This window comes from Mycobacterium sp. NGS29, from assembly GCF_059812965.1.
This window is the reverse complement of the sequence record NZ_JCALDR010000004.1, coordinates 236,540-257,670: the sequence shown is the minus strand read 5'-3', so window position 1 is coordinate 257,670 and position 21,131 is coordinate 236,540. Positions and strand designations below refer to the sequence as shown.

The 21,131-nt window shown below is 67.5% G+C and carries 21 protein-coding genes; 5 read left to right on the top strand and 16 right to left on the bottom strand.

Going from position 1 to position 21,131, the window contains the following annotated elements; all coding sequences use genetic code 11:
* Positions 1–5: 5 nt before the first annotated feature.
* The 3 genes from AC5Y5Z_RS07780 to dapB are packed head-to-tail and all read right to left on the bottom strand — an operon-like array spanning position 6 to position 1,656.
* Positions 6–461, bottom strand: coding sequence for a flavodoxin family protein (locus AC5Y5Z_RS07780; RefSeq protein WP_499924421.1), 456 nt, complete (start codon positions 459–461; stop codon positions 6–8).
* Positions 458–922 carry a tetratricopeptide repeat protein gene (locus tag AC5Y5Z_RS07775; protein WP_473139925.1) on the bottom strand — a complete coding sequence of 155 codons (465 nt, stop codon included), beginning with the start codon at positions 920–922 and terminating at the stop codon, positions 458–460. The genes AC5Y5Z_RS07780 and AC5Y5Z_RS07775 overlap by 4 nt, the downstream gene beginning before the upstream one ends.
* Positions 919–1,656 carry a 4-hydroxy-tetrahydrodipicolinate reductase gene (gene dapB / locus AC5Y5Z_RS07770; protein ID WP_463826945.1) on the bottom strand — a complete coding sequence of 246 codons (738 nt, stop codon included), beginning with the start codon at positions 1,654–1,656 and terminating at the stop codon, positions 919–921. Before dapB ends, AC5Y5Z_RS07775 begins: the two co-directional genes overlap by 4 nt.
* Positions 1,657–1,836: 180 nt before the next feature.
* Here dapB and nhaA point away from each other — a divergent pair, with 180 nt between their 5' ends.
* Positions 1,837–3,177: a Na+/H+ antiporter NhaA gene (gene nhaA / locus AC5Y5Z_RS07765; protein ID WP_499924417.1), complete on the top strand. Its 1,341-nt coding sequence runs from the start codon at positions 1,837–1,839 to the stop codon at positions 3,175–3,177.
* 53 nt (positions 3,178–3,230) lie between these two features.
* A complete protein-coding gene (locus AC5Y5Z_RS07760) occupies positions 3,231–4,961 on the top strand; it encodes an alpha/beta fold hydrolase (RefSeq protein ID WP_499924414.1) in 1,731 nt (576 codons plus the stop codon).
* Here the strand turns inward: AC5Y5Z_RS07760 and AC5Y5Z_RS07755 are convergent.
* The 4 genes from AC5Y5Z_RS07755 to AC5Y5Z_RS07740 form a co-directional block, all read right to left on the bottom strand.
* The gene (locus AC5Y5Z_RS07755) at positions 4,958–6,040 is read right to left on the bottom strand and encodes a PDR/VanB family oxidoreductase (RefSeq protein WP_499924411.1); all 1,083 of its coding nucleotides are present in this window, start codon (positions 6,038–6,040) and stop codon (positions 4,958–4,960) included. The genes AC5Y5Z_RS07760 and AC5Y5Z_RS07755 overlap by 4 nt on opposite strands.
* A gap of 4 nt (positions 6,041–6,044) precedes the next feature.
* Entirely contained in the window at positions 6,045–7,601 is a 1,557-nt protein-coding gene (locus tag AC5Y5Z_RS07750) for an SDR family NAD(P)-dependent oxidoreductase (RefSeq protein ID WP_499924410.1), read from the bottom strand.
* Positions 7,602–7,604: 3 nt separating this feature from the next.
* Positions 7,605–8,522 (bottom strand): metal-dependent hydrolase, encoded by a 918-nt coding sequence (locus tag AC5Y5Z_RS07745; protein WP_463826950.1) that lies wholly within the window; start codon positions 8,520–8,522, stop codon positions 7,605–7,607.
* Positions 8,523–8,593: 71 nt separating this feature from the next.
* Positions 8,594–9,055 carry an SRPBCC family protein gene (locus AC5Y5Z_RS07740; RefSeq protein ID WP_473139930.1) on the bottom strand — a complete coding sequence of 154 codons (462 nt, stop codon included), beginning with the start codon at positions 9,053–9,055 and terminating at the stop codon, positions 8,594–8,596.
* Between the two features lie 88 nt (positions 9,056–9,143).
* Here AC5Y5Z_RS07740 and ald point away from each other — a divergent pair, with 88 nt between their 5' ends.
* Complete coding sequence (gene ald, locus AC5Y5Z_RS07735; RefSeq protein WP_499924407.1) at positions 9,144–10,277, top strand: alanine dehydrogenase; 1,134 nt, start codon at positions 9,144–9,146, stop codon at positions 10,275–10,277.
* Here ald and AC5Y5Z_RS07730 read toward each other — a convergent pair.
* From AC5Y5Z_RS07730 to AC5Y5Z_RS07705, 6 genes are all read right to left on the bottom strand, one after another.
* On the bottom strand, positions 10,265–11,293 hold the full coding sequence (locus tag AC5Y5Z_RS07730) for a nitronate monooxygenase (RefSeq protein WP_463826953.1): 1,029 nt from the start codon (positions 11,291–11,293) through the stop codon (positions 10,265–10,267). The two genes, ald and AC5Y5Z_RS07730, sit on opposite strands and share 13 nt — an antisense overlap.
* 4 nt (positions 11,294–11,297) lie before the next feature.
* A complete protein-coding gene (locus AC5Y5Z_RS07725) occupies positions 11,298–12,614 on the bottom strand; it encodes a M16 family metallopeptidase (RefSeq protein ID WP_463827173.1) in 1,317 nt (438 codons plus the stop codon).
* Positions 12,611–14,863 carry a polyribonucleotide nucleotidyltransferase gene (locus AC5Y5Z_RS07720; RefSeq protein ID WP_463826954.1) on the bottom strand — a complete coding sequence of 751 codons (2,253 nt, stop codon included), beginning with the start codon at positions 14,861–14,863 and terminating at the stop codon, positions 12,611–12,613. Before AC5Y5Z_RS07720 ends, AC5Y5Z_RS07725 begins: the two co-directional genes overlap by 4 nt.
* A 313-nt stretch (positions 14,864–15,176) precedes the next feature.
* A complete protein-coding gene (gene lppU / locus AC5Y5Z_RS07715) occupies positions 15,177–15,713 on the bottom strand; it encodes an LppU family putative lipoprotein (protein ID WP_499924593.1) in 537 nt (178 codons plus the stop codon).
* Positions 15,713–15,982, bottom strand: coding sequence for a 30S ribosomal protein S15 (gene rpsO / locus AC5Y5Z_RS07710; protein ID WP_065161293.1), 270 nt, complete (start codon positions 15,980–15,982; stop codon positions 15,713–15,715). Before rpsO ends, lppU begins: the two co-directional genes overlap by 1 nt.
* Positions 15,983–16,131: 149 nt before the next feature.
* A complete protein-coding gene (locus AC5Y5Z_RS07705; protein WP_463826955.1) occupies positions 16,132–17,100 on the bottom strand; it encodes a bifunctional riboflavin kinase/FAD synthetase in 969 nt (322 codons plus the stop codon).
* A gap of 83 nt (positions 17,101–17,183) precedes the next feature.
* Between AC5Y5Z_RS07705 and mntR the strand changes: the two genes are divergently transcribed.
* Complete coding sequence (mntR, locus tag AC5Y5Z_RS07700) at positions 17,184–17,873, top strand: manganese-binding transcriptional regulator MntR (protein WP_463826956.1); 690 nt, start codon at positions 17,184–17,186, stop codon at positions 17,871–17,873.
* A 55-nt stretch (positions 17,874–17,928) separates the two neighbouring features.
* Here mntR and truB read toward each other — a convergent pair whose 3' ends face one another.
* Genes truB through pptH form a run of 3 tightly spaced genes read right to left on the bottom strand, consistent with a single transcriptional unit; the run spans position 17,929 to position 20,443 of the window.
* Positions 17,929–18,810, bottom strand: coding sequence for a tRNA pseudouridine(55) synthase TruB (truB, locus tag AC5Y5Z_RS07695; protein WP_499924404.1), 882 nt, complete (start codon positions 18,808–18,810; stop codon positions 17,929–17,931).
* Complete coding sequence (pptT, locus tag AC5Y5Z_RS07690; protein ID WP_463826958.1) at positions 18,807–19,487, bottom strand: 4'-phosphopantetheinyl transferase PptT; 681 nt, start codon at positions 19,485–19,487, stop codon at positions 18,807–18,809. Before pptT ends, truB begins: the two co-directional genes overlap by 4 nt.
* Positions 19,484–20,443 carry an ACP phosphodiesterase PptH gene (pptH, locus tag AC5Y5Z_RS07685; protein ID WP_463826959.1) on the bottom strand — a complete coding sequence of 320 codons (960 nt, stop codon included), beginning with the start codon at positions 20,441–20,443 and terminating at the stop codon, positions 19,484–19,486. The genes pptT and pptH overlap by 4 nt, the downstream gene beginning before the upstream one ends.
* 106 nt (positions 20,444–20,549) lie before the next feature.
* Between pptH and AC5Y5Z_RS07680 the strand changes: the two genes are divergently transcribed.
* Positions 20,550–21,131, top strand: a complete 582-nt coding sequence (locus tag AC5Y5Z_RS07680) for a DUF3558 domain-containing protein (RefSeq protein WP_463826960.1) — start codon at positions 20,550–20,552, stop codon at positions 21,129–21,131.

Genomic DNA, 21,131 nt, shown 5'->3' with positions numbered 1-21,131 from the left:
GCAGGCTATTCCATGAGTGTTGCCGCGACCGTGGCCCCAAGGTTCCAGCACGCTTCGAGGTCGGCCTTGGTCGGCTTGCCCGATACCAGCACATGGTCGGCGGCTTTCGTCCAGCCCAGGCCGGCGGCGATGCCTTCGATGGCGCGTTCGGCGCCCTCCGTGCCTTCGTTGCCGTGCAGGTAGACCCCGAAAGGGCGGCCACGGGTGGAGTCGAGGAGCTGGTAATAGCTCTGGTCGAAGGCGTGCTTGAGAGCCCCCGAGATGTAACCGAGGTTGGCCGGGGTGCCCAACAGGTAGCCGTCGGCTTCGAGCATCTCGACCGGGGACGCCGTCAACGCCGGGCGCCGGATGACCTCGACGCCCTCGATCTCGGGGTCGGTCGCGCCGGCGACGACTGCTTCGAGCATTTCCTGGCAGTGCGGGGACGGAGTGTGATGGACGATCAACAGCTTCTTGCTCATCCTCGCGCCTCCAGCTGCACGGCGGTCTTCATCGCCTCGCGAGCTCTACGCCTGTCGCCCGCGTAGTCGTACGCCCGCGCCAGGCGATACCAGCGGCGCCAATCATCGGGGTCGTCTTCCACCTCGGAGCGCACGGTGGCGAACAGTGCGTCGGCGGCATCGCGCCGGATCCGTCCGGACGCTCGTCGCGGCAACGTGCTGACGTCGAGTTCCATTCCCTCGTAGGCTATTTGGCGGGCCAGCTTCTGGTGCGCGAACCCGGCCCGGAGCGTCGCGACCATCGCCCACAACCCGAGGAACGGCAGTACCAGCACCGCGAGTCCCAGACCCACGGCGGCCGGCCGACCCGACTGGATCATCACCACGGCGACGCGGCCGAGCATGACGAAGTACGCCAGCATCGCCACGCACAGGAAGGTGATGAGCAGCTGAATTCGTACCGTGCGGGCGGAGTCCGTCATTGCAGGTTGAGCAGCGACTCTATGCCTATGGTCAGGCCGGGGGTCTCCTGAATGCGTCGTACCGCCAACAGCACACCCGGCACGAAGGAGGTGCGATCGAGGCTGTCGTGGCGGATGGTCAGCGTCTCTCCCTCGGTGCCGAACAGCACCTCCTGGTGGGCGACCAGCCCGGCCAGCCGCACCGCATGAACCGGCACGCCGTCGACGTCTGCGCCACGCGCTCCGGGCAGGCTGGTGCTGGTGGCATCGGGGTTGGGCGGCATATCTTTTCGGGCCGCGGCAATCAGCTTGGCGGTGCGGGTCGCCGTGCCCGACGGGGCGTCGGCTTTGTGCGGGTGATGAAGTTCGATGACCTCGACCGAATCGAAGAACGGTGCGGCCTGCTGGGCGAAGTGCATGGACAGCACGGCCCCGATGGCGAAGTTGGGCGCGATCAGCACAGCGGTCCCGGGCTTGGCGGCCAGCCAGGACTCGACCTGGTCGATGCGCTCCGCAGTGAAGCCGGTGGTACCCACGACAGCGTGAATTCCGTTGTCGATCAGGAACTCCAGGTTCCCCATCACGACGTCGGGATGGGTGAAGTCGATGACGACCTCGGTGTTGCCGTCGGTCAACAGGCTCAGCGCGTCCTCCGCATCGACCGCTGCCGAGAGGGTCAGATCCGGTGCCGCCTCGACCGCCCGCACCATCGTCGCGCCGACTTTGCCTCGAGCTCCCAGTACGCCTACCCGCATGGTCTGCAGCCTACTGTTCGCCTGTCGGGGCTCTGACCGGTCGGTAGGGCTCCGTAGGCGCATCCTTGCGGCGGGGCTTCCTGTCGTAGTATTTGCCGCAAAGCGCTAAGCGGTGTGCCGGGAAGTCTGGTCGGCGGTGTGAACGTGTTCGCGTGCCGCAGCCGAAGGATCGAGGTCACCGTGTCCGAAAGTGCATTCAAGCGTGCCACCTTGTTGCTCACCCGCGGGTCCTGGTCCGAGGCATCGCGGATCTCAGCGATCCTCCGCAAGGAAACGGTGGGTGGCGCGCTGCTGCTGGTCGCGTCCGCCATTGCGTTGGTCTTGGCCAACAGCCCCTGGGCGTCGGCCTACGATTCGCTCAAGAATCACCGACTGGGCGCCGATGTTCTCGGCCTTGATCTGAATGCGACGCTCGGAACCTGGGCGTCCCAGGGACTGCTCGCGATCTTCTTCTTTGTCGTGGGGTTGGAGCTCAAGCGCGAATTCGTTGCCGGAGACCTGCGCGACCCCGCGCGTGCCGCGTTGCCCATCGTGGCGGCGGTGGGCGGAATGGTTTTGCCCGCTGTGGTTTTCGTCGCCGTCACCGCCCACGTGGGCGCAGGTGTGACGAGGGGGTGGGCCATCCCGATAGCCACCGACATCGCTTTCGCTGTCGCGGTGCTGGCGGTTATCGGAACGCACCTGCCGTCGGCTCTGCGCAGCTTCCTGCTGACCTTGGCCGTCGTGGACGATTTGTTGGCGATCACCGTGATCGCGGTCTTTTACACCGACCAGATCCGCTTCTGGGCCCTGGTCACCGCTGCGGTGCCGTTGGCGCTGTTCGCCGTCTGCGTGCAGCGGCGGGTGCGTGCCTGGTGGGTGCTTATCCCACTCGCGCTGGCGACCTGGGCGCTCGTCCACGAATCCGGCGTACACGCCACCGTCGCCGGCGTCCTCCTGGGTCTGACCGTCCCGGTGGTTCGCAGCACCGATGCCGGCGGGCCCGAAGCCGGGCCGGGGCTGGCCGAACATTTCGAGCACCGCTTGCGTCCGTTGTCTGCGGGTTTCGCGGTGCCTGTCTTCGCGTTCTTCGCCGCGGGTGTGACGGTCGGCGGGGTCGACGGATTTCTCGACGCGCTCGCCGACCCGCTCACCATCGGCATCGTCGCCGGGCTGGTGATCGGCAAGACCGTCGGCGTCTTCGGCACCGCTCGCCTGGTAGCAGCAGCTACCCGGGCCACCCTCGATGCCGGGCTGCGGTGGGTCGACGTATTCGGCCTCGCGCTGCTGGCCGGGATCGGATTCACGGTGTCGTTACTGATGGGAGAACTCGCCTACGGCGCCGGCTCCAAGCGCGACGAACTCGTCAAGATCGGTGTCCTGAGCGGGTCGTTGATCGCAGCTACCGTCGCGGGGGTAGTGCTGAGGTTGCGCAACCGCCACTATCGGACACTGTGCGCGGAGGAAGAGCTGGACGCCGACCACGACGGGATACCCGATGTCTACACCCGGGGCCGAGGCGACGGGATCAGGCACCCGTAGCGCATCTCTAAGCTGAGGAATCGATGTCCAAATCCGACGGCGGAGGTGCGCGCGTGAGATCCAGCGACATCCGGATCCGCGAAGCAAGGCCGAAAGAATTCGCCAGGGTCGCTGCCATGCAATACCCGGTGTGGCGGCAGTCCTGGCGCGGGATCGTGGCGACGCACGTACTGGACATGCTCAGCACGCCCAAGATCTGGGTGGACATCACTTATCCGGTGACTCTGCGGCGTGGCGGCTGGCGGATGTGGGTCGTGGAGCTGCGGGGCCAGCTGATCGGGATGGCGCTGTTCGGCCCGGACCTGAGCAGTCCCGAGCACATTCAGCTCGACGCGCTTTATGTCGCCGAACAGCACCAACGGCACGGTGTCGGTGGGCTTGTGTTGGACAAGCTGACGCAGACCTTCCCGGACAACGACGTGATTCTGTGGTGTGCTGACCAGAACCGGTTGGCCCGCGACTTCTACGAGAAGAAGGGTTTCCAGCTCGACGGCCGCACCTACGGGATGATGCTGCTGCCCGGCGTGACCGTCCCACACGTCGGCTACCGCTTGTACCGCTCGGCACCGCCCGAAACCAGCGCCGAAACGTCTGTGCCCAGCGCCAGCCCGTCAGCGATCGCGTCCCTGATTACGCCCCGAACAAGCAACCCGATACAGCCGTATGTCATCGACGTGCCCGACTCCGAATTGGACGACCTGCGCCAACGGCTGGCCCGCACCCGCTGGCCGGCCGAAATCGCCGATGCTCATTGGGATTACGGCACTGACCAGACGTTTCTCACGGACGTGATCGAGCATTGGCTGCACCGTTACGACTGGCGGCGCACCGAAGCCGAGATCAACGCGGTGGGATCGTTCATCACCGAGGCGGCCGGTCAGCGCGTGCACTTCCTGCACGCGAAGTCCGAACACCCGCATGCGATCCCGCTGGTGGTGACGCACGGCTGGCCGGGATCGATCGTCGAGTTTCTGGACGCTCTGCCGTTGCTGCGGCGGCGTTTTCACGTCATTGTCGTGTCGATGCCGGGGTACGGGTTCTCCGGGCCGACGCGGCAACGGGGAGTCGACGTCGCCCGCGTCGCCGCCGCCGTTGCCGAGGTGATGGCCCAACTCGGGTACGAACGCTATGTCGCCCAGGGTGGGGACTGGGGCGCGCTGGTCACCCGCTATCTCGGTGAGCACTACCCGCCGCATGTCGCAGCGATCCATACCAACATGTTGTTCGCGCCGCCGGATCAGAACGATCCGAAACTGTTGGCCGACATCTCCGAATCCGAACTCGCCGCGATTGCGGCCAGTATGGAGCGCACCAAGGATGGCACCGCCTACCTGGAATTGCAGTCCACGCGGCCACATTCGCTGGGGTTCGGGTTGGACGATTCACCGGTGGGCCTGGCGGGTTGGATACTCGAGAAGTTCCACGCGTGGTGTGACATCACAGCCGGCATGCCGATCAGCACCGACCGGCTGATCGACAACCTGATGATGTACTGGCTGACCGGCACTGCGACGTCGGCGGCGCGCCTCTACTGCGAGTCGCGACGGGCCGGCACCGGCGCGCTGGACGAGTGGACCGGCCGGGTCGACGTGCCCACCGGATACGCCGTCTACCCCGGCGAACTGCTGCAGACACCACGGGCCTGGGCGGCTGCCCGTTACAACCTGGTGCACTATGCGGTCCAAGACCGGGGTGGTCACTTCGCAGCGTTCGAACAACCCGCACTGTTCGCCGCCGATCTGACGCAGTTCGCCGACACCCTCGAGCAGACGTCGGTCTTCTAGACGTCGACGACGACCCGGTCTCCCCGCGACCGCGACACGCATACGAGCATCTCGCCGTCACCTTCCGCGGTGCGGCCGCGCCGATCTACCTTTCCGGCAAGCACTTTGACTTTGCAGGTGCCGCAGAAGCCCTGCTGACAGGAATAGGCAGTGGTGGGATCGTGGTCGAGCAGGACATCGAGCGCCGAACGGTTCGCCGGAATGTTCAGTACGTCCCCGGATCGGGCGAGTTCGAGCTCGAACGGAGCACCATCGACGATCGGCGGCGGACTGAACCGCTCGTAATGCAGTGGTGCATCGGCATATTCGTTGCGGGCCACCCGGACCGCCTCGAGCATGGCGGCCGGTCCGCAGACGTACACCGCGGTTCTCCGACCGGCACCGGCCAGCAGATCGTCGACCGGCGCGAAACCGCCGCGCTCGTCGTCGGCCCACACCGTCACGCGTTCCGGCGCCACCGCCACCACCTCGTCCAGCAACGGCATGTATTCCCGACTGCGGCCGGTATAGATTGCGCGCCAATCGATTCCGCGTTGCTGCGCGACCCGCATCATCGGCAGGATAGGCGTGACGCCGATGCCGCCGATCACGAACAGCACATCGCGCTCGGACGCACCGAGATAGAACGCGTTGCGAGGTCCTTCGAACACCAGCGTGTCACCGACATCGAAGGCGTCGTGCATCTCGATCGAACCGCCGCCACCGTCCTCGATGCGGCGCACCGCGATGCGGTAGTCCGTACGCCGCCCGGGCGGACCGCACAGCGAATATTGCCGACGCCGCCCCGAGGGCAGCTGAACGTCGACATGTCCACCCGGCGTCCAGGACGGCAACAGTCCCCCGTCCGGGTCAGCCAGCGTCAGGGTCACCACGTCCGGCGCCACGAGTTCGCGTCCAGTCACCGTCGCACGGTGCGTCCGGCGCACCGGCAACACCCGCGACGGCGTCCACCGCGAGGTCGCCGACAACCCGCCCATCACGGTGCGCAGTCCCCACAACACCGTCAGGAAGCGGTCCCGGTCCCGGCGACCGTACAGGTCGGCGGGTCTGCTCGTCCAAATACTCCCCGGCATTGTCATAGTCCTATTTCTGCGTTCTGACGCTGATGCGGCGCATCGCGTGACCGAGTCTGGACTCGGCGGCGACGGGCACCACCGGCGCACCGGTCCGGACGGCCTTGACAATTGCCTTGGCGCTCTTGGCAATGTCGGCGCTGGCGGTACCCAGGCGGACGACTGTGACGGTGATGCCCTCCTCAGCGAATTCGGCGCGCAGGGATTTGCTGTCGTCCAGCACCGCAGCCGTGGTGGTGCTGGGGCTGATGGATGTCGAGGGCAGGTATGCCGCGTCCGCGGCGACATTGATGATCGTGCCGCCCTCGCCACGTTCAACCATCTGGGCACCGAACGCCCGGCTGGTTCCCCACCAGCCCGCCCTGCCGATTCCGGCGTTATTCACCAGGATGTCGATCACCCCGTGCTCGTCGCGCACTCGTGCGGCGAGGTCGTTGATCGCGTCGTCGTCGGTGCTGTCGACCCGATGTACCGCAACCGCAGCACACGCCGCGCGGACGGCGTCTGCAGTCTCATTGGCAGCGGCCAGGTCTGGATCGACGATCACCACCGCGCGGGCACCGTGGCGCGCCAACTCCACCGCAGCGGCCCGGCCGAGGCCCGCGCCCGCCCCGGTGACCAATGCCAGTTTGCCGCGCACCTCCCGCGGGCCGCCGCGGACCACTGAGGCGCCGCGGGGCGAGTCACCCTCCACCACCTGGTCGATCCACTCGCCCGTCAGTCGGGCCACGACATCGGGCCGCGAGGTGACCACCCAGTGGCCGCCTTGAATCGGAATCACCCTGCCGCCCTGCGGAATCGCACCGATGTACCGCTGCAGGGGCGGCTTGATAAAAACGTCCTTTCCCGGTACGAGCACCTGGACGGCGACCTCGATTTCCGGCAGTCCGTCGCCCGGCGACACCAGCGGCCCGGGCAGGTTCTCCCGGTAGAGACTCAGCCCGTTGACGTAGTCGCCGATCGCACGCGGCGGGCGGACGCGCCGGCTCAGGGTGCTCGTCTGGCCGATACGCTCCGCAGCCTCAACGACTTTCACGCCGAGCCCGGAACGGAACGCCAACTCCGGTACCCGCGGGCACAGCAGCAGTCCCAGGTACCCCGAGGACATCACCTGCCCGGCAACCTCGGCGGCGGACCGCGGTGTGCGCACCGATCTGAGAAACCGGCCGGCAGCCGGTAGGTGCGGCCCCGATATCGAGGTGAACGAGGCGATCTTGCGTGCCAGACGCCGGTCGCTGACCGCGGCCCAACCCTGAACCGATCCCCAGTCGTGCGCGAGCAGGTGCACCTGCCCGACACCAAGGCTGTCGATCACCGAGTCCAGGTCGGTCACCAACTGTTCCAGCGCGTACCCGGATCTGCTTGCCGGACAACCTGATTCGCCGGCACCACGCACATCGTAGGCAGCGACGTTGTACCGCGGCACCAGCTTTTCGGCCACGCCGTCCCAGATCCGGTGGTTGTCGGGATAACCGTGCACGGCCAGCACGGACGGGCGTCCCGGGTCGAATTCGTTGTACCGGTGAACCGCCAGGGGGACCCCGTCGGACGCGGCGACAATGCTCATCGGTCAGTGCGAGGCGCGGGCCGCCGGCGACACCGCAAGATATTCGACGGCACGCTCCAGCCCGCCCAGTTCCGACGGATGGAAGCCCGGACGGTAGTACGAGCCGACCGCCCGGATCAGCGGTAGCGGTCCCGGCACCAGTCCGCGACGCGCGGCCTTCAGGTAGTCCCGCCAGCGCGCCCGGGTGCCCGGTGGCACGCACGGGTCGACTGAGAACATGAACCGCACGCCGCGGATCCACAACAGCAGCAACACCGGCGCGACCACCAGCTGGGCGCGTACCTGCCGCCAGTACCCGGACCGCAGGTGCTTCATGGTGTCGAAAGCCACGGCTTTGTGCTCGACTTCCTCGGCACCGTGCCAGCGCAGCATGTCCAACATCACCGGATCGGCGCCGGCGGCGTCGAGTGCAGGCGAATCGAGCACCCACTCGCCCAGGACGGCGGTGTAGTGCTCCACCGCGGCGATCATCGCCACCTGCTCGAGCAGCCAGGAATGCCGCCGCCGTTCGCTCCGGTAGGACCGTTCGCCGAGCAGCCGCTGGAACAGCCAGCGGATTTGGTTGGTGAACGGTGTGAGGTCGATGCCCTGGGCGTCGAAATGGGCGAGCACGCCGGAGTGCGCCTGGGAGTGCATGGCCTCCTGGCCGATGAATCCCTGGATGTCCAGCCGCAGTTGGTCGTCGCGGATCAGCGGCAAGGTCTTCTTGAAGACCTCGACGAAGAACTCTTCCCCGGCCGGCAGCAGCAGGTGCAGGACATTGAGCACATGGGTGGCCATCGGCTCATTGGGCACGTAGTGAAACGGCAGCTCCGTCCAGTCGAACTCGACGTTGCGTGCTTCGAGGACCAGTCGTTCGTGGTCGGCGGCGGTCGAATCCGTCGAGTGCGGACCCACTGCCCTGTCGTCGACTGTGCTCATCAAGGCCCCCTCGCCTCGGCTTTTCCCGGATCAGTCTAGCCACGAGAGCACAGTATGCGATACCCGCGGTACTACCTTTTTTCGGCCCGCTGCTTGAGCCGCTGCAGCGTCAACTCGATGTTTTTGGTGTTCTCCGCGGCCCGGTCGGATACCCCGGTGGCGAGGCCGGCGATCTTGCGGAACCAGCCCGGCCGCCGGTCCCAGGTACTTTCCGTCACACGGCACCCGCCGCCGGTCGGGACAAGCTCGTACTGCCAGCGGGCGATGGGAATGACCGTGTGCCGCACGTCGAAGGCGAACAGGTGTCCGGGCTCGGCGTCGGTGACGGTGCACTTGGTGGCCCAGCGCTTGCCGCTGTTCTCGTTGTGCCCGACGAACACCGCGCCCTTGCTGATCCCGTCGCCCTTGCGCAACTCCATCTCGACCGTTTCCTCGGCCAGCGCGGCCAGCGTCGACAGGTCGGTGAGCAGGCCGTACACCTCGTCCGGGGTGGCGTTGATCTGCACGGTGGCGGTCGCGGAGGGGGCAGTCATCCGCTGATCTTAACCAGCGCCCGGTCGGCGTCCGCCGGCGTTGTCGGGAACAATGAAGTACCCGCACCAGGCTCGGCAGGAGGCGATCATGCGAGTCGGAGTTCCGACCGAGACCAAGAACAACGAATTCCGGGTGTCTATCACCCCGGCCGGGGTCGCGGCGTTGACCCAGCGCGGCCACGAGGTCCTGGTCCAGACCGGCGCCGGGGAAGGTTCGGCGATCTCCGACGAGAAATTCACGGCGGCGGGTGCACAACTCGCCGACACCGCCGCGCAGGTGTGGGCCGAAGCGGACCTGGTGCTCAAGGTCAAGGAACCGTTGCCGGCCGAGTACGGTCACCTGCGCGCGGATCAGACCCTTTTCACCTACCTGCACCTGGCCGCATCGCGCTCGTGCACCGACGCGTTGTTGAAGGCCGGCACGACGTCGATCGCCTACGAGACCGTGCAGACGGCCGACGGCGCCCTGCCGTTGCTGGCCCCGATGAGTGAGGTCGCGGGCCGGCTTTCGGCGCAGGTCGGCGCCTACCACCTGATGCGGACGCAGGGCGGCCGCGGCGCGTTGATGGGCGGGGTGCCGGGGGTGAAGCCGGCAGACATCGTGGTGATCGGCGGCGGCACCGCTGGGTACAACGCCGCCCGGGTCGCCTGCGGTATGGGCGCGTCGGTCATGGTCCTGGACGTCAGTCTGGGCAAGCTTCGGCTGCTTGATGCGGAGTTCGCCGGCCGCATCGGCACCCGCTACTCATCGACCTACGAGTTGGTGGGGGCGGTCAAACGTGCCGACCTGGTGATCGGCGCGGTGCTGGTGCCCGGCGCGAAGGCGCCCAGCTTGATCCCCAATTCGCTTGTGGCGCAGATGAAGCCGGGAGCGGTGCTGGTCGACATCTCGATCGACCAGGGTGGTTGCTTCGAGGATTCGCGGCCCACGACCCACGACGAGCCGACATTCGCCGTGCACGAGACGCTGTTCTACTGCGTGGCCAACATGCCCAGCGCGGTGCCCAAGACGTCGACCTATGCGTTGACGAACGCGACGATGCCCTACGTGCTCAAGATTGCCGACCTGGGCTGGCATGCGGCGTGCCGCTCGGATCCGGCGCTCGCCAAAGGGCTTTCGACGCACGCGGGCGCCCTGCTGGCCGACCATGTGGCCGACGACCTGGACCTGCCCTACACCGACCCCTCCGGTTTGCTGGCCCGCGACGATCAGCGCACGTAGGGCGCCAGCGCGGTGACGATGTCGCCGGCCGGGCCGGGCTGCACTTCCCGGTAGGCCTCCCCCGCCCACAGGTTGGTGCCGTGCGGATCCTCTTCCTGGATCGCCGCCGCGCGGATCGGCTTGGTCATCTGATTGACCTCGGGATAGCCCAGCGGCGCCACGTGATCGAGCAACCGGGTGAAGTTGTTGGCCAACCCCCGGGCGTAGCGACCGGAGAACGCGCGGGTGACGACGGTGGCGTCGAACAACGGATTCTTCAGTGCGACACGGTAAGCGGGGTGGGTGCCGGCTTCGTCGGCCAGCAGCAGCGCGGTGCCGACCTGCGCGGCCACCGCGCCCCGGCGCAACGCCGCGGCGATGTCTTCCACGGTGCCCAACCCACCCGCGGCGATCAACGGCACCTCGTGCGCGGCGCCGATCTGCTCCAACAGCTGGTGCAGCGACTCGGAACCGGGTTCCATGTCCGGCGCGAACGTGCCGCGGTGCCCGCCCGCGGCGGGCCCCTGGACCACCAGGTTGTCCGCGCCGGCGGCAACGGCTACCCCCGCTTCGTACACCGAGGTCACCGTGACCGACACCAGCAGTCCCAGCGCACTGAACCGGCGGATCACGTCCGGTGGCGGAGCGCCGAAGGTGAACGACACCAGCTCCGGGCGCACGTCGGCGATCACTTCGAGCTTGCGGTCCCAGTCGTCGTCGTCGCCGTGCACGGGCCGACCCACGTCCACGCGGTAGTGGTCGGCAACTTCTTCGAGATCTTCGGCGTAGTACTCCAGCGCCGCCCAGTCGGCGACGCTCGGTTGGGGCACGAACAGGTTGGCCCCGATCGGACCGGTGGTCGCGGCGCGCGCTGCGGAGATGTCCGCGGCGAACTGGTCCGCACTGAGGTAGCCACCGGCGACCATGCCGAGGCCGCCCGCATTGGACACCGCCGCCGCCAGCGCCGGCGTTCCCGGGCCACCCGCCATCGGCGCACCCACGATGGGCGCTGCGATGTCCCAGAAACCCAGTACCATCGGGCTAACCTACCACCGCTCGAAGTTGTTGCGGCAGCGATCGTTTCGACTTATGCGGGCCGAGCACAGCCGCTCCGAACGGTTTGTTCAGCAGCCGCCGCGCCACCTCGTTGACTTCGTCAACGGTGACTTTGTCGATTTGCCGCAGCGTGTGCGCGATATTGCGGTGCGCGCCGTAATTCAGTTCGCTGCGGCCGATGCGACTCATCCGCGAGCCCGAATCCTCCAGCCCCAGGACCAGTCCACCGCGCATGGAACCCTTGGCGATCCGGCACTCCGCCTCGGTGATCCCATCCCGCGCAACAGATTCCAGCACCGCGGTAGTGACCTTCATGACATCGGCGAACCGTTCCGGCAGGCAGGCCGCATACACCGACAGCGCCCCGCTGTCGGCGAACAGGTCCAGCGCGGAATAGACCGAGTAGGCCAGCCCGCGGGCCTCGCGCACCTCCTGGAACAACCGCGAGCTCAGCCCGCCGCCCAGCGCGGTGTGCAACACCGACAGCGCCCAGCGGTGCTCCCACCCCCGGCCCGGCGTGCGTACACCCAGCGAGACGTGGGTCTGTTCGGCGTCGCGGCTGCCCAGCACCAGGCCGGGCCGGCCGCTCACCCGGCCGGCACCCCGGCGCGGCGCCACCGGCCCCCGGCCGCGCACCAGCCGTGGCCCGAAGTGCCGGCGCGCCAAGCCGACTACCTCGGCGTGGTCGACGTTGCCGGCCACCGCAATCACCATCCGCTCCGGGGTGTAACGCCGCAGATGGAACGAGTGCAACTGCGACCGGGTCATCGCCGACACCGATTGCGCGCTGCCGATCACCGGACGGCCCACCGGATGGTCACCGAACAATGCCGTCATGAACATGTCGGCCAGCGCGTCCTCGGGGTCGTCGTCGCGCATCGCGATCTCCTCGAGCACGACGTCGCGTTCCAGTTCGACGTCGTCGGCGGCGCACCGGCCGTTGAGTACCACGTCGGCGACCAGGTCGACCGCCAGCGTCAGGTCGGTGTCCAGCACATGGGCGTAATAGCAGGTGTGCTCTTTGGAGGTGAAGGCGTTGAGCTCACCGCCGACGGCATCCATCGCCTGCGCGATGTCCACCGCGGTGCGGGTCGGGGTGGACTTGAACAGTAGATGCTCCAGGAAGTGCGCGGCCCCGGCCACCGTGGCGCCCTCGTCGCGCGAGCCGACCCCGACCCAGACGCCGACGGAGGCGGACCGGACCGCGGGTAGATACTCGGTGACCACCCGCAGCCCGCCCGGCAAGGTGCTACGACGCACCCCCGGCGACCGTTCAGCGTTTCGTGCCACCCGCAACGTCAGCTGCTGACCGGCGCGGCATCCGCCGGCGCAGCGTCAGCGGGTGCCGCGGCCGCGCCGTCCTCAGCGACCAGGACCAGCGAGATCTTGCCCCGCTTGTCGATGTCGGCGATCTCCACCCGCAGCTTGTCTCCGACGTTGACCACGTCCTCGACTTTCGCGATGCGCTTGCCCCGGCCCAGCTTGGAGATGTGCACCAGGCCGTCACGACCGGGCAGCAACGACACGAACGCACCGAAATCGGTGGTCTTGACCACGGTTCCGAGGAACCGCTCGCCCACGGTCGGCAGCTGCGGGTTGGCGATCGCGTTGATCCGGTCGATCGCGGCCTGCGCCGACGGGCCGTCGGTGGCGCCGACGAACACGGTGCCGTCGTCCTCGATGGAGATCTGCGCGCCGGTCTCCTCGGTGATCGCGTTGATGACCTTGCCTTTGGGCCCGATGACCTCGCCGATCTTGTCCACCGGCACCTTGATGGTGGTGACCCGGGGGGCGTACGGGCTCATCTCGTCGGGCCGGTCGATGGCTTCGGCCATGACCTCGAGGATCGTCACGCGGGCGTCTTTGGCCTGGGCCAGGGCGCCGGCGAGCACCTGGGACGGGATCCCGTCCAGCTTGGTGTCCAGCTGCAGTGCGGTGACGAAGTCCTTGGTGCCGGCGCACTTGAAGTCCATGTCGCCGAATGCGTCCTCGGCGCCCAGGATGTCGGTCAGCGTCACGAAGCGACGTTCGCCGTCGACGTCGTCGGAGACCAGGCCCATCGCGATGCCGGCCACCGGCGCCTTCAGCGGCACACCGGCGTTGAGCAGCGCCAGCGTCGACGCGCACACCGACCCCATCGAGGTCGAGCCGTTGGAGCCGAGCGCTTCGGACACCTGACGGATCGCGTACGGGAACTCTTCGACACTGGGCAGCACCGGGATCAGCGCCCGCTCAGCCAGCGCGCCGTGCCCGATCTCGCGCCGCTTGGGCGACCCGACCCGGCCGGTCTCGCCGGTGGAGAACGGCGGGAAGTTGTAGTGGTGCATGTACCGCTTGGATGTCTCGGGTCCCAGCGAGTCGATCTGCTGGGCCATCTTGACCATGTCCAGGGTGGTCACGCCGAGGATCTGGGTCTCGCCCCGCTCGAACAGCGCACTGCCGTGTGCCCGCGGCACCACTGCGACCTCGGCGGACAGCGCGCGGATGTCGGTGACGCCGCGGCCGTCGATGCGGAAGTGGTCGGTCAGGATGCGCTGGCGGACCAGCTTCTTGGTCAGCGACCGGAACGCGGCGCTGACCTCTTTTTCCCGGCCTTCGTAGGTGCCGGCCAGCCGCTCGAGGACCTCGGCCTTGAGCTCGTCGGTGCGGGCGTCGCGCTCGGCCTTGCCGCCGATGGTCAGCGCCTTGGCCAGCTCGTCGGTGGCCACCGAGGACACCGAGTAGTACACGTCCTCCTCGTAGGCGGGGAACGTCGGGTACTCGCTGGTCGGCTTCGCGGCCGCGTCGGCGAGTTCCTGCTGCGCGGTGCACAGCGCGGCGATGAACGGCTTGGCCGCTTCCAGACCTTCGGCCACGATCGTCTCGGTCGGCGCCTGCGCGCCGCCTTCGACGAGCTCGATGACCTTCTCGGTAGCCTCAGCTTCCACCATCATGATCGCCACGTCTTTGTCGTCAGCTTCGCCGACTATGCGACCGGCGACCACCATGTCGAACACCGCCCGCTCGAGTTGCTCGACGGTCGGGAAGGCCACCCACTGGCCGTCGATGAGCGCCACCCGCACGCCGCCGATGGGGCCGGAGAACGGCAGCCCGCTGAGCTGGGTGGAGGCTGACGCGGCGTTGATCGCCACCACGTCGTACAGGTCGTTGGGGTCCAGGCTCAGGATGGTCACCACCACCTGGATCTCGTTGCGCAGCCCGTCGATGAACGACGGGCGCAGCGGCCGGTCGATGAGCCGGCAGGTCAGGATCGCGTCGGTGGACGGCCGGCCCTCACGCCGGAAGAACGAGCCGGGAATGCGGCCCGCGGCGTACATGCGCTCTTCGACGTCGACCGTCAACGGGAAGAAGTCAAAGTGCTCTTTGGGGTTCTTGCTGGCGGTGGTCGCCGACAGCAGCATGTTCTCGTCGTCGAGGTAGGCGACGACGGCGCCGGCGGCCTGCAGGGCCAACCTACCGGTCTCGAAACGCACGGTGCGGGTGCCGAAGCTCCCGTTGTCGATGGTGGCGGTGGATTCGAACACGCCTTCTTCAATTTCAGTCGCAGACATACGTCAGTGCGGCCTCTCTGGTTATTCAGCTGTTTCGCGTCGTCACGCGGAATCCAGAGGGCGGTCACGAGCCCGGATGCGGCTACGGCCATCGATCGAAGCGGCCGACCTGTCCCAGATCCGGGGAGCCCGGCAGCCACTACCGAAGACCGCCCGATTCAGGCCGGGTCCCTCGAACTTGCAGTGACTCGCTGGAACGGCGCCCGCGGATATGCGTGAGCCGCACCAGGTTGCTCGGGCCGAACCGGCCCAGAACGCCCTCACTCTACACTGGCTAACTCCCCGGATCGGTGCAGACCCGAGGGCGCAACTTCTATTTCGGCACTCCGGCGGTGACATTTTCCACGCACACAGCGAAGCGCCGCTGCGCATAGGTGTAACCCAGGCCGCTGGCGCATTGGTCCACGCTGACCGGAGGGTCGAGATCGGTGAGGATCTGCGTAGCTCGCTGACGGTGCGGTGCAGCGCGGTCGTTGCAGTCGACCCGGAACGGGTCCGCGACGTGGTGCGGGTCCACACTCATGCATCCGCCGATCACCCAGTCGATGTCTAGACACAGAGTGTTGTCGGTGCCGCTGATCGAGTTGTGCGTCGTGTAGGACGAGTCGACGTCGGCGGGGCACTTCGCCCCTGCGGTGGCCAGCGCGGCGACTTTGAAGTTGGACTCGGGGCTGCCGCACGTCGCTCTGGCCGCGTGCGGTCGGTCGGCCGTGCCGCCGAGCTTGAGACAGTCCCCCACTTTGATGTCGCCGAGATCGGGCCCGCTGGCCTGCCCCGAACACCCCGCTGATGCCGTCACCATCGAGACCAGGACCAGCCCGGTGCTCGCGGCGCGCACGGCGCCACGGATCAGCGGCGCAGACCCAGCCGTTCGATCAGCGAACGGTAACGCTCCACGTCGACCTGGGTCAGGTACTTGACCAGCCGCTTGCGCCGACCCACCAGCAGCAGCAACCCGCGCCGCGAGTGGTGGTCGTGCTTGTGCACCTTCAGGTGTTCGGTCAGATCCGCGATCCGCTTGGTCAGCAGCGCGATCTGCGCCTCCGGCGACCCGGTGTCGGTCTCATGCAGACCGTAGGAATTCAGAATTTCTTTTTTCTGCTCGGCGGTAAGCGCCACGAAAACATCTCCATCAATAGGTCCGCGATCAGAGTCAACGGGCACGGCCACCGCGAACCGCAGCGCATGCCGTCGGGCAGTTTAACAGCGGCGGGCCGCCACCATGCAATCCTGCGGTCGCAAGCGCGGCGCGGCGGGCCGCCAGTCCACTAGCTCAGCAGTTTGCGGGTGCGGTCGGTGTCATTGCCGATCTCGGCGACCAGATCTTCGGCCGAATCGAATTTCTGCTGACCGCGGATGCGGGTGACGAAATCCAACGCCACATGCTGCCCGTACAGGTCAGCCTTGGCGTCCAGGACGAATGCCTCGACGGTGCGGGTACGCCCGGAGAAGGTCGGATTGGTGCCGACCGACACTGCTGCCTGGTAGCGCTCACCGGGGACGACGGTGCCGGTGGCCGGTCCGTGCCCGAGCACGGTGAACCACGCCGCATATACGCCGTCGGCCGGGATCGCCGAGTGCATCGGCGGCGCCACATTGGCGGTGGGATATCCCAACTCGACCCCGCGCCCGTATCCGCGCACCACCACGCCCTCGACGCGGTGCGGACGCCCCAGCGCTTCGGTGGCCGCCGCCATGTCCCCGGCGTCCACGCAGGAGCGGATGTAGGTCGACGAGAACGTCACGGTCTCGTTGCTGTGGTGCTCGGACAGCAGCGACATCGACTCCACCGCGAAGCCGAACCGCTCGCCGGCCCGGCGCAGCGTCTCCACGTTGCCGGCCGCCTTCTTGCCGAAGGTGAAGTTCTCCCCGACCACGACCTCCACCACGTGCAGGTTCTCCACCAGCAACTCGTGCACGTAACGCTCGGGGGTGAGCTTCATGAAGTCGGTGGTGAACGGCATCACCAGGAAGACGTCGATGCCCAGTTCCTCGACGAGTTCGGCGCGGCGGGTCAGCGTGGTCAGCTGGGCGGGGTGACTGCCGGGGTGCACGACTTCCATCGGATGCGGGTCGAACGTCATCAGCACCGAGGGCACCCCGCGCGCCCGGGAAGCCTTGACCGCGTGCGCAATCAACTCCGCATGTCCCCGATGCACGCCGTCGAAAACTCCGATGGTCAGCACGCATCGGCCCCAGTCTGTAGGGATCTCGTCCTGGCCACGCCACCGCTGCACGAGCGCAAGCCTAATCGTCCCGCTTAGCGTCCCGGCAATCTCGGGACAACCGTTTAGGCGTGCATTGCCTAAGATTCGTGTTTGTGAGGGCCGACGAAGAGCCTGGTGGACTCACCGCGGTTGCCCAGGACTATTTGAAAGTCATCTGGACAACTCAAGAGTGGTCTCGGGAAAAGGTGAGCACCAAGTTGCTCGCCGAGAAGCTCGGGGTGTCGGCCAGCACGGCTTCGGAGTCCATTCGAAAGCTCGCTGAGCAGGGCCTGGTCGACCACGCGAAGTACGGCGCGGTGACGCTGACCGAGTCCGGCCGCCGCGCGGCGCTGGCCATGGTGCGCCGGCACCGGCTACTGGAGACCTTCCTGGTCAACGAGCTCGGCTACGGCTGGGACGAGGTACACGACGAGGCCGAGGTACTCGAGCACGCGGTGTCGGACCGGTTGATGGCCCGCATCGACGCCAAACTGGGCTTCCCGCAGCGCGATCCGCACGGCGATCCGATCCCGGCCACCGACGGGCAGGTCCCGACACCGCCGGCCCGGCAACTGTGGGCGTGCGGCGACGGCGACACCGGCACAGTGGCCCGGATTTCCGACGCCGACCCGGAGATGCTGCGATATTTCGACAGCGTGGGGATCAACCTGGACTCACGGCTGCGGGTGCTGACCCGCCGGGAGTTCGCCGGGATGGTCTCGGTGGCGGTCGAATCGGAGGACGGTGCGACGACGGTGGATCTGGGCAGTCCGGCCGCGTGCGCGATCTGGGTGGTGGCTTAGCCGCTGACCGGCGCTTTCGGCGCCGTACTTCCTCATCTGCGCACGGCCGGCTGCCTCACAGGGTCGCCGGGCGGAGCACCACTGCGGACCGGGTCCGCGAACCCTCGTCGCGCAGCAGCGCAATTACCCGCCCGTCGGCGTCGGTGGCCGCGTAGACACCGTCGATGCCGGCCGGCGCCAGGGCGCGGCCGTGGCTGGTAGCCACAGCCTCATCGGCGGTGAGGTCGCGGCGCGGGAACATCAGCAGGCAGGCCTGGTCCAGGCTGAGACTCAGCCGCGGCCGCTCGGCCAGTTCCTCGAGCGACACGGCCTGGCTCAGGTCGAAGCGGCCGACGCGAGTGCGCCGCAACGACGTCAGATGACCACCGACGCCCAGCGCCTCACCCAGGTCGCGGGCCAGCGCGCGGATGTAGGTGCCCGACGAGCAGTCCACCTCAACGTCGAGATCCAGCAGGTCCACTCCGCGTCGGATGGCCAGCACCTCGAAGCGGTCGATGCGCACCGGTCGGGCCTGCAGGTGCACCGCCTCCCCCGCGCGGGCCAATTGGTACGCCCGCCGGCCACCGATCTTGATCGCGCTGACCGCCGACGGTATCTGCTCGATGTCACCGCGCAACGGGGCCAGCGCTGCCTCGATCGTCTCATCGGTGAGGTGCGAAGCCGGAACCGATTGCAGCAGTTCACCTTCGGCGTCCTCAGTGGAGGTGGTCTGCCCGAGCCGGATGGTCGCGGCATACGACTTGGAGGTCATGGTCAACAGGCCCAGAATTTTGGTGGCCCGCTCGATTCCGAGCACCAGCACGCCGGTGGCCATCGGATCCAGCGTGCCGGCATGACCCACCCGGCGGGTGCCGAAGATCCGCCGGCACCGGCCCACCACGTCGTGGCTCGTCATGCCTTCCGGTTTGTCGACGATCGCCAGACCGGCCTCGCTCATAACACGATCGCGGTCAGCACCAAGCCATTTGCCACCGACCAGCGTCCGGCCAGCGTCGTCAGCGGTGGGCCCGACAGCGCGGCCGGGTCGATCAAAATGCGGGAGACGAACCGCCCGCTGGACTCGGTGTCCGCCGAGAAGGTGATGTGCGCGTCTTCGAACCCCAGCCACCGCTTGGTCAGCGGGAACCACGCCTTGTACGTTGCCTCCTTGGCGCAGAACAGGATTCGATCCCAGTGCAGCGCGGACGGCAGCGCCAGCGGCAGCTCGGTGCGTTCGGCGGGCAGGCTGATCGCGTCCAGCACACCATTGGGCAGCACGTCGTGGGGTTCGGCGTCGATGCCCACCGAACGCACCGCCTCGCTGCGGCCGACGACGGCGCCGCGGTACCCGGTGCAGTGTGTCAGGCTGCCGACCACACCGTCGGGCCAGCAGGGTTCGCCCTTGTCGCCCTTGAGGATTGGCACCGGCGCTACCCCGAGTTCGTCGAGCGCGATCCGCGCGCAGTGCCGCACGGTGATGAATTCGTTGCGCCGCTTGGCCACCGACTTGGCGATCAGCGGCTCCTCCTCGGGCAACGGCACCAGCCCGGGCGGGTCGGAATACAACTCGGCGTAACCCATGTCGTCGACCAGGGTGCCGGGCAACAACGTCGACACCAGTGTGCGCGCCGTCACCGGTTCTGCCGTTGCCGCAACTTTTCCCGGAACTGGGTGGCCTGCGCCTTCATTTCCGGAGTGATGACGAAGTGGCCGCCGAAGTCGTTCAGGTACCCCGGCGCGTACTGCGGGTCCGGCAGCACCTGACGCAGCCAGCTGTAGGGCTTGCGGCGCCGCCACTCCCGCGGGTAGCCGACCGACACCTCTTCGAAGCGCACATCGTCATACCAGGTCGTCCGCGGAATGTGCAGGTGCCCGTACACCGAACACACCGCGTTGTAGCGGGTGTGCCAGTCCGCAGTCTTGGTGGTGCCGCACCACAGCGAGAACTCCGGGTAGAACAGCGCGTCGCAGGGGTTGCGCACCAGCGGGAAATGGTTCACCAGCACGGTCGGCTGCATCCAGTCCAGCTGTTCGAGGCGGGCCCGGGTCTTGGCGACCCGGTCGCGACACCACGCGTCGCGGGTGGCGTACGGCTCGGACGACAGCAGGAATTCGTCGGTGCACACCACGTTGCGCTCTTTGGCGATGGCCATGCCCTCGGCTTTGGTGGCGGCTCCGGCCGGCAGGAAGCTGTAGTCGTAGAGCAGGAACATCGGCACGATGGTGGCCGGGCCGCCCCGCTCGGTCCAGACCGGGAAGGGGTGCTCGGGGGTGACGACACCCATCTCGTCGCACATATTGACCAGGTAGTCGTAGCGGTCGCGCCCGAAGATCTGCATCGGATCGCGGTTGGTGGTCCACAACTCGTGGTTGCCGGGCACCCAGATGACCTTCGCGAAGCGGCGGCGCAGCAAGTCCAGCGCCCAGCGGATTTCGTCGGTGCGTTCGGCGACGTCGCCACAGACGATCAGCCAGTCATCCGGCGACGACGGATGCAGCGACTCGGTGACCGGCTTGTTGCCCAGATGCCCGGTGTGCAGGTCCGAGACAGCCCACAGCGTCGGCTGTCCGGTCGATTCGTGTCCTGCCACGATTAACCAGCCTAGCGACCCGCGGTCGGTGTGCTCGTTCCCCTGTGACCGCGCAGAGGCTACTTGTACACTCCCGGCAAGGGTGCTGCCGAGAGCAGGGGGTGTCGTGTTCGCCAAAATGCGTCTGGCTGCAGCGTTCGGTGCGCTGGTCACAGCGGTCACGGTGGGGGTGGCCGGCTGGCAGGACGGTCCCCCGCCGACCCATCGTGGCAAAGTCGAACTGCGGTCCACCGCCGCGCCGATGGAAACCACGATGAAGAGCCCGATCGTGGCCACCACCGATCCGAGCCCGTTCGACCCGTGCACCGACATCCCGCTGGAGGCGGTGCAGCGGCTGGGCTTGGCGTTCACCCCGCCCGAACCGCAGGAAGGGTTGCGCTGCCAGTTCGACGCGGGCAACTACCAGCTGGCCGTGGAGCCGATCGTCTGGCGCACCTACGCCCAGACCCTGCCGCCGGACGCCATCGAAACCACGATCCAGGGTCACCGCGCCGCGCAGTACTGGGTGCTCAAACCCACCTACCACAACAGCTTTTGGTACATCTCGTGCATGGTGACGTTCAAGACCAGCTACGGGGTGATCCAGCAGTCGCTGTTCTACTCCACGGTCTACTCCGAGCCCGACGTCGACTGCCCGTCGACCAACCTGCAGCGCGCCAACGAACTCGCGCCGATGTACAAGTTCTAG